Source organism: Neobacillus drentensis (assembly GCF_036962765.1).
Classification (GTDB): domain Bacteria; phylum Bacillota; class Bacilli; order Bacillales; family Cytobacillaceae; genus Neobacillus; species Neobacillus drentensis_C.
On record NZ_JBALOS010000075.1, the window covers coordinates 1 to 8,984 of the forward strand.

Here is an 8,984-nt window from a genome sequence, read left to right on the forward strand (position 1 = left end):
TTTATGAGTAAATTTACCTTATTTTTATGAACTAAATATGAACAATACTATTCATTTATGATTATACTCAAACTCAAGGGAAAATTTTGTAAAGCTATGTATATCCCCTTCGATAATTTGATAAAAATTAAAAAAAAACACAGGAGAACCTGTGCCGATAGCATGTAGATCATTTATTTATTTCTTTATGAACAACTGTCCGGTCTAACTTCCATTTGCCGTGATCATATGACCACGTTGATTCAATAGAGGCAATGACATCGGCATTGGCGATCCCCGTTATTCGCTGCTCCCCTAGTAACCCCACTTTATGATCCTCTACATGGATAGGCCTGAGACTGCTAAAAGGATTAACGGTTAATTCTGTAGGCTCATTTAGCTTTCCATGATAATAAAGTCCAAGCTTTTTATAATATTGTTGACGGTCCTTTAAATCAAATAAGTAACACTGGCCCGTTTTGTTAATTTTAATTTCCGCTTTGTATCCATTTAGAAAGTGACTATCTATTTCAAGCGGTTCAGGCAGAGCTAACTTTGTCTGGACATTGTTCTTGATAGAATAGGAGTAATGTTGGACTATTTTTTCACTTTCCCTAGTTAACACACTTGCAAATATGTCCTTTACTCCATCATTGTTTAAATCGACAATATGAAGTGAAGCCTTCGCACCACTTTCTAAAGGATACGTGAATTTTTTTCCATTTGAGGCGCTAATATCGATGTAAATCCTCTCTAAAAAGGAATCTTCTTTCTGATAAGGAACTCCTTTAAGTAGAATCTCTTCCTCTTTACCATCACCTGTAATATCTACATTGTCTTTTGAAATCGTAATTATTTTTGTTGTTTCTTCAATTGCATAAACCCCAGTAATCGCAGTAAGTGACATGAGAAAAAACGAAGCAAGAACCAAAAGCATCTCTTTTTTCATCCATGAACCCCCCAATCTGATACTAGTTAGTATGTCCAGTTTTGGAAAAAAGATGAAAAAGGGACTCTCTATTTTTAGAGAGTCCCGGAAAAATTTTATTCACTTGATTTTTCTGGAGTGGTTACTTTCCAAACAATCGTTACCTTGCCGTTATCTTGTTCATCAAGAATAAATGATCCATTCGAATAACGGTCACTGAAATGTATGTCTACTGTATTAAGGGTTTCGATGTGACCTTTTTCCGTTTGGATATAAATCACATCATGTTCATTGGCAATTTCAAATCCCACGATGCGGTGTGGATTTGATTTAAGCTCCCTTAAAATGACCACACCACGTTTAGCCCTGGTGGCTTTTTCAAACTCTTTCATTTTCATCCTCTTCACAGCACCACGCTGTGTAGAAATGACGATTGTTTCGTTACTAGCTGGATCAATGATTTTTCCGCCAATCACGAAATCCTCATCCTTTAAATTGATTCCTTTAACACCTGCGGCACGTGCACCAACAATACTGATTTCTTCTTCATGAAACCATAATGAATAACCTAAGTGCGTAACGACAAATAATTCTTTTGTTCCATCTGTTAAATGAACATCCATTACTTGATCATCATCTTTAAGATTAACGGCAACAAGTGGTTTAGAATATCGTTGTGCTTTGTATTGTTTCAGTTCGGTTTTCTTAACCATGCCATTTTTCGTGACAAAAACAAGGAATAAATTTGCTTCGAAGTCTTTGACAGGAATCGCTTGAATGATTTCTTCATCACGATCTATTGGAATAATATTCGCCACATGTTGTCCTAGGTCTTTCCAGCGGATATCTGGTAGTTCATGAACAGGACAGAATAAATAATTCCCTTTATTTGTGAAGAGGAGCAAGACATCCTTCGTATTCATTTCAAGCTGCGCTAATAATCGATCAGTATCCTTCATTGCTAAATCCTGACCATTGGAAGCTGCATAAGAACGCGGGCTCGTCCGTTTCACATAGCCTTGTTTTGTAATCGTTACAATCACATCTTCGCTAGGGACAGTAACTTCAAGGTTGATTTTCAATTCTTCGATTTCTGCTTCAATCTTAGAACGACGTTCATCTGCAAAACGTTTTTTTACGTCTTTTAATTCTTTTTTAATCACAGTGAACAGGGCTTTTTCACTTGCTAAAATGCTAGTAAGCTCTTCGATTTTCTTCGCTAATTCTTCCGCTTCCTGTCTCAGTGCAGTAATATCGGTGTTCGTTAAGCGGTAGAGTTGTAAGGAAACAATTGCTTCAGATTGCAGCTCAGTAAAGGCAAACTTTGCAATCAAATTATCCTTCGCATCGCGTTTATCCTTGGATGCACGGATGGTAGCAATCACTTCATCAAGAATCGATAAAGCCTTCATTAAACCCTCAACAATATGCTGCCGTTCTCTTGCTTTATTAAGATCATATTGCGTTCTTCTTGTGACTACTTCTTTTTGGTGCTCGATATAGGCATCCAATAATTCTCTAAGTCCCATTAATTTTGGATGTTTCTTATGAATCGCAACCATATTAAAATTATAGGTTACTTGAAGATCACTATTTTTATATAAATAGTTCAAGACACCAGCTGCATCGGCATCTTTCTTTAGTTCAATAACGATTCTTAGACCTGTCCGGTCCGTTTCATCACGAATCTCTGAGATGCCTTCCACTTTTCGATCAAGTCGGAACTCATCCATTTTTTTAACGAGATTGGCTTTATTCACCTCATATGGAATTTCTGAAACGACGATTTGCTGCTTACCGCCTCGAACCTCTTCGATATCGGCTTTACTGCGGACGATTATTTTCCCTTTACCAGTTTCATAGGCTTTTTTAATCCCATCTATCCCTTGTATAATACCGCCCGTCGGGAAATCTGGACCTTTAATGATTGTCATTAATTCTTCCACAGAACAATCAGGATGGTCCATTCTCTTGATTACCCCGTCAATGATTTCACCAAGGTGATGTGGTGGAATATCTGTTGCATAACCCGCAGAAATTCCTGTCGATCCATTGACTAAAAGGTTCGGGAACATCGCTGGTAAAACGGTTGGCTCTTTCGATGTATCATCAAAGTTTGGAATAAATTCAACCGTATTTTTTTCAATATCACGCATTAATTCAGCGGCAATAGCGGAAAGCCTTGCTTCTGTATAACGCATCGCAGCAGGCGGGTCACCATCGACACTCCCATTGTTTCCATGCATTTGAACAAGGACATTACGAACCTTCCAGTCCTGACTCATCCGCACCATTGCCTCGTATACGGAGGAATCCCCGTGTGGATGGTAATTACCAATTACATTACCAACCGTTTTAGCTGATTTTCGAAAGCCTTTATCGTGTGTATTTCCTTCTACATGCATCGCATAAAGAATTCGTCGCTGTACGGGCTTTAGACCATCACGTGCATCCGGAAGAGCACGCTCCTGGATAATATACTTACTATATCTGCCAAAACGATCACCAATGACATCTTCTAGAGGCAAGTCTCGGAATTTTTCAGTTGCACTCATCCTTCAGAACCCTCCTCGGAGACCGTAATATTTTCATTTTCTAAAATCGTGTCATCTTCTTCTAAACCAAATGCTACATTGCTTTCAATCCATTTACGTCGTGGTTCAACCTTGTCACCCATCAGTGTGGTCACTCGGCGTTCTGCACGTGCAGCATCATCAATTTTCACTCGAATTAACGTCCGTGTTTCAGGGTCCATGGTTGTTTCCCAGAGCTGGTCGGCGTTCATTTCACCAAGTCCTTTGTAACGCTGGATAATATACCCTCTACCCACTTTTTTCATTGCACCTTGAAGTTCATCCTCATTCCAAGCATATTCAATAATTTCCTTTTTGCCTGTCCCCTTACTCACCTTATAAAGCGGTGGCAGTGCAATAAACACTTTGCCTGCTTCTAACAACGGCTTCATATAACGATAAAAGAAAGTAAGCAGCAAAACCTGAATATGCGCTCCATCTGTATCCGCATCTGTCATAATGACTATTTTATCGTAATTGATGTCTTCTACATTAAAATCGGATCCAACTCCGCCGCCGATTGCATGAATAATCGTATTGATTTCTTCATTTTTAAAAATGTCAGCGAGCTTAGCTTTTTCAGTATTAATTACTTTACCTCTAAGTGGAAGGACTGCTTGGAAGCGTCGGTCACGCCCTTGTTTTGCAGAACCTCCCGCGGAATCACCCTCAACCAGGTAGATTTCATTCCTTTGCGGATTCCGTGATTGTGCAGGTGTTAATTTACCAGATAAGACAGCATCTGAGCGTTTACGTTTTTTACCGCTTCTTGCGTCCTCACGGGCTTTCCTAGCAGCCTCTCTTGCTTGATAGGCTTTGATCGATTTTTTGATAAGAAGGGAGCTAATATCAGGATTCTCTTCTAGAAAATAGGAGAGGTGCTCAGAAACAACTGAATCAACAGCTGACCGTGCTTCACTTGTTCCTAACTTCCCTTTCGTTTGTCCTTCGAACTGGAGCAATTCTTCCGGGATTCTTACGGAGATAATTGCCGATAATCCTTCGCGGATATCTGCACCATCAAGGTTTTTGTCTTTTTCTTTTAAGAAGGAGACCTTGCGAGCATAATCATTGAATACCCTGGTCATTGCTGTTTTTGCTCCGGCCTCGTGGGTACCCCCATCTCTTGTGCGGACATTATTAACAAAGGAGAGGACATTTTCTGAATAGCCATCATTAAATTGAAACGCAAAATCCACTTCAATCCCATGATGAGAGCCTTCCAGACTAACAACTGGATGGAGGACATCCTTCTCTTCGTTTAAATAGGCAACAAACGCTTCAATTCCATTTTCATAATGAAAGACTTCGTGGAAATCATTACGATCATCGATAATTTCAATTTTTAATCCTTTTAACAAGAAGGCTGACTCTCTTAACCTCTCGCATAAGGTTTCGAAATTATAAGTGGTTGTCGAAAAAATTGTCGCATCTGGCTTGAAATGAATCGTTGTCCCCGTTTGATTAGTTTTGCCGATTTTTTCGAGGGTTGTTACTGGTTTCCCCCCATTTTCAAAGCGCTGTTCATATACGAAACCGTCCCTTTTAATGGTGACAGTTAACCATTCTGATAAGGCATTAACAACAGATGCACCAACACCGTGCAATCCGCCGCTTGTTTTATAGCCGCCTTGGCCGAACTTTCCGCCAGCATGAAGCACCGTTAAAATAACCTCTGGTGTCGGTTTCCCCATTTTGTGCATACCAGTAGGCATTCCGCGTCCACGGTCATGAACACTAATAGAATTATCTTTGTGTATTTTTACAATGATTTGATCACCAAATCCACCCAGCGCCTCATCGACGGAATTATCGACAATCTCATAAACGAGATGGTGAAGACCGCGTGAATCGGTGCTGCCAATGTACATTCCTGGACGTTTCCTAACCGCCTCCAGTCCTTCTAGTACCTGTATGGCATCATCATTATAATCAAAAACTTGCTGATTCCTTGCCACTAAAATACCCCTTTCATTCCCTACAAAAAGAAGTATCCTTCTAATTGCTTCATGAACTAATTGAATAGTCATTCTTTATATTTTCTGTTTATAAAAGTAAAATAGAACCAATGTTTGCCGTTTTTTATTTTATCATATTTCTCGCGGCGTCTATGCTTTATTGTAGCGATTTATTTCGATTTAGCAAATACGTAATTTTAAACAACACATTTTCGTAATAAAATTATCATAGGTTTTAAGGCAGATATAAATAAAAAAACTGCTAGAAATTAGCAGTTTTTAGGCAGGATTTTAAACCCTGGTTAATGCATGTTCAACTTTAATACAGCGATTCATGATTACTGTATAGCCTTTACTTTTAAGGAACTCATATGCTTCTTCATTTTCGAGGCCAAGTTGGGCCCAGTATATATCTNNGTCCACATGTCCTTCAATATCCTTAAGTGATGCAACAGCTTTCACGCCTAGAGCCTCATCAATCGTTGGATTCACCGGAATAATTTCATAACCTGCTTTTTGCATGGCTTCTGTCACTAGATAAGAGGTTCGTTCAGGATTATTACTCAAACCAACTACCGCGATTCTTTTGGCTTTTTTTAAAATCGTTCCGATTTCATTGCGACTTGGATTTTCAATGTTCATCCATCTCACTCCTAAGCTTTTTTCTTTATTTTACCTATTTTTTCAAAAAAAACATAATTTAAAATCTTAAAGAGAAAAAGTATGGACTAAAGTCTGCTTAGAATGTCTTGATTCACGTACTTAGATAAGGGTTTTTTCCTCATTTGATTTACTTTTTATGTGAATATCATTAATCGACTGTGACATTAGCTTAATTTGCTGCATGCTTTCACAAGTAAAACTGGCTATATAGTGATCATCAATTTCCCCGAACTCATGTGCTTCTCTTACGTCTTGAATTAACAATGATAAGCTATTTAACGGCTGGCAAAACACTTGTTCGATCATGGTAGTTATTTCTTTTTCTTCTTGAATTTGCTTTTCTAAATGTAAATTTTTGTTTTCTAGTGCTTCGTATTTTTTTGTTAAATCCTGGTACTTTTTTTCACTTTTCTCTAGCAGGTTTCGATGCTCTTGATCCCTCTTAAAATGGTTAAAAATGATAAAGCTAAACGCTCCGAAACCAAAGAGTAAAAAAATATACCACACATGCACTATAATCACCTTCTTAACTCGCTTTGTTGTAAATAGTTACACAGTTTCTTCCATTGTCTTTAGACTGAGTGAGTGCTTGATTTGCCTCTAAGATTAATTCATCTTTTGCTTTCCCATTAGAAAACTCGGAAATCCCAAAACTACACGTTATCTTTCTGATATTTTGAAAATGAAACTCCTCGATAATCGTACCGATAGATTCCGCTAATTCCTGTGCCCCATTTCCATCTGTTCCAGGGGTGAGTAGAATGAATTCTTCCCCTCCCCTGCGGGCAAAAATATCTGTTTCTCGAATCCGTTGTTGAACAATGATGGAGATGGTAGAGAGGACTTTATCACCTGCCTGTTGTCCATACCTTTCATTTACATCTTTAAAGAAATCGATATCCATTAAAATCATCGAAAATGGCTGGTTTAATCGTTCTGCACGTCTCAGCTCTACTTCCAAGATCGCATTAATTTCTAATGAGTTAACACTGTTCGTTAAAGAATCCATCAGCACTAATTGTCTATTCTTTCTAGATTCATCCTCTATATTAGTGATATCCTTACATATAACAATATACTGGTTCGAACCAGGTATGGACTCGCACCTTAAAGTAAAAATCATCTTTCTACCACCGATGTCTTTCCAGTGTATATTTACAGAGATTTTCCTCGATTCTTTTAACTCCTCAAACCATCTGCTTTTGTTGATGGGAGAAAAACAATTAGCATCATCTACAAAAAAACTAGAAAGACTCTTATGTAAAAGTGTCTGATCCTTGCAAATTCCTGTAAAGTTGGAAAAGGCTTGATTGAATTCGATTATTTCATCGTTTTCAATAATAAAGATAAGATTGTCCTGAAAGTCCAATAGGGCTCTTGTCAACTTCTTTTGTTTGGAAAAAGCTTGTTCAAGGTGTATTTGATAGACTGATTTTTGAATGGATTGATAGAGCTGATTTAAGTCGATGGGTTTTAAGATATAATGGTTTACATGATTTGCGAATGTCTGTAATAAGTATTCTTGATCTTTATAATTTGTTGTAACAATCACTTGCACTTTATCGTTTAATGCCCGGATTTTTTTGATCATTTCTAATCCGCTCCATTGGTTCATTTTGAGAGCACAGATAATTAACTCAGGATGATAACGTTGGTAAAGATCATATCCATCGACACCGTCGGTTGCTGCATAAACATTGGCAAACCGGCGTTTAAGTACGCAGAGAAGCTTATCTCGTGTAAACTTTTCCTCTTCTACATATAAAATTTTCACATCTTGGTCTTGGTAATGAAAATATTGCTGAAGATTGGTTACCATTTAAATTCACCTCTTTCATTTTAAGATGATATGCTAAAACCGACCATTCTCACGTTTTCTAGGCCGGTTTATATTGGTTTTCTATGTTTTTATCTAAATTATATTTACTCCATACATGGCTTTCAATGGGTTATCAAATCGTTTGATAATTCTCCTTATTTTTGTAATAAATTTGACTCTATTTGTTCTTACTTTTGACTATTAATCAAAAAAGCAGTGTCATGGGAAAGGAATAATAGTGTTTTTTCTAAATTACATGGTAAAATAGAAGGACTGGATCTTTTTGTAGAAGGAGAAATAATGAATGGTTCAAATTATTTTAGTATTGATTCTGGCATATTTACTTGGTTCAATCCCATCTGGATTAATAATCGGAAAGGTTTTTTATAAAACAGATATTCGTGAACATGGGAGCGGAAATTTAGGAGGTACTAATACATTTCGAACATTGGGAGTAAAAGCAGGATTAGCCGTTACACTTGCTGATATCCTGAAAGGGACTTTAGCAGCTGCCTTGCCGCACCTCTTTCAAGTTGAGATCAGTCCATTACTGGCGGGGATTTTTGCTGTAGTCGGACATACCTATCCCATCTTCGCAGGGTTTCGTGGCGGAAAAGCGGTGGCTACATCAGGTGGTGTCGTATTGTTCTATGCTCCGTTTATGTTTATTACTGTATTGATTTTCTTTTTTATTAGTTTATACATATCAAAATATGTGTCCTTATCTTCTATGATTGCTGGGGTTACAGCCGTGATGTTTGCGATTGTTTCAGGTGTTATTTATGAATGGGACATTCCCTTACTCATTGTCGTTCTTTTCCTTGCTTCGTTTGTCATCTACCGGCATCGAACAAATATCAAACGAATTATGAATAAAACTGAGCCGAAAATTAAATGGCTGTAGTAACAAGGACCGAGTTCTCGGTTCTTGTTTTTTATTTCTTGCCTCTGTTAAACTTGCCTGTTGATTTCCGCTCCAGGCGCTTCGCTCCAATCAACAGGGTGCCAAAATCAAAAATATGCTTTAACATAGCCTATTTCTTTAAGCTGTTTTCGCATTAATT

The 8,984-nt window shown here is 37.8% G+C and carries 7 protein-coding genes; 1 reads left to right on the top strand and 6 read right to left on the bottom strand.

The genetic code is table 11. From position 1 onward, the window contains the following. Window positions 1-169 precede the first annotated feature (169 nt). The 6 genes from V7137_RS11225 to V7137_RS11250 all read right to left on the bottom strand — a co-directional run bounded on the left by V7137_RS11225 (window position 170) and on the right by V7137_RS11250 (window position 7,920). The gene (locus V7137_RS11225) at window positions 170-928 is read right to left on the bottom strand and encodes a hypothetical protein (RefSeq protein WP_335698172.1); all 759 of its coding nucleotides are present in this window, start codon (window positions 926-928) and stop codon (window positions 170-172) included. 95 nt (window positions 929-1,023) lie between these two features. Beyond that, window positions 1,024-3,462, bottom strand: a complete 2,439-nt coding sequence (gene parC, locus V7137_RS11230; protein WP_335698173.1) for a DNA topoisomerase IV subunit A — start codon at window positions 3,460-3,462, stop codon at window positions 1,024-1,026. After that, complete coding sequence (gene parE, locus V7137_RS11235) at window positions 3,459-5,438, bottom strand: DNA topoisomerase IV subunit B (RefSeq protein WP_335698174.1); 1,980 nt, start codon at window positions 5,436-5,438, stop codon at window positions 3,459-3,461. Before parE ends, parC begins: the two co-directional genes overlap by 4 nt. A gap of 291 nt (window positions 5,439-5,729) precedes the next feature. Beyond that, window positions 5,730-6,080, bottom strand: coding sequence for a CoA-binding protein (locus V7137_RS11240; RefSeq protein WP_335698175.1), 351 nt, complete (start codon window positions 6,078-6,080; stop codon window positions 5,730-5,732). Between the two features lie 120 nt (window positions 6,081-6,200). Beyond that, window positions 6,201-6,614 (bottom strand): hypothetical protein, encoded by a 414-nt coding sequence (locus tag V7137_RS11245; RefSeq protein ID WP_335698176.1) that lies wholly within the window; start codon window positions 6,612-6,614, stop codon window positions 6,201-6,203. Between the two features lie 13 nt (window positions 6,615-6,627). Further along, the gene (locus V7137_RS11250) at window positions 6,628-7,920 is read right to left on the bottom strand and encodes a diguanylate cyclase (protein WP_335698177.1); all 1,293 of its coding nucleotides are present in this window, start codon (window positions 7,918-7,920) and stop codon (window positions 6,628-6,630) included. A gap of 304 nt (window positions 7,921-8,224) precedes the next feature. On the opposite strand from V7137_RS11250, the gene plsY reads away from it, so the two are divergent. After that, window positions 8,225-8,824 carry a glycerol-3-phosphate 1-O-acyltransferase PlsY gene (plsY, locus tag V7137_RS11255; RefSeq protein ID WP_335698178.1) on the top strand — a complete coding sequence of 200 codons (600 nt, stop codon included), beginning with the start codon at window positions 8,225-8,227 and terminating at the stop codon, window positions 8,822-8,824. Window positions 8,825-8,984: the final 160 nt, after the last annotated feature.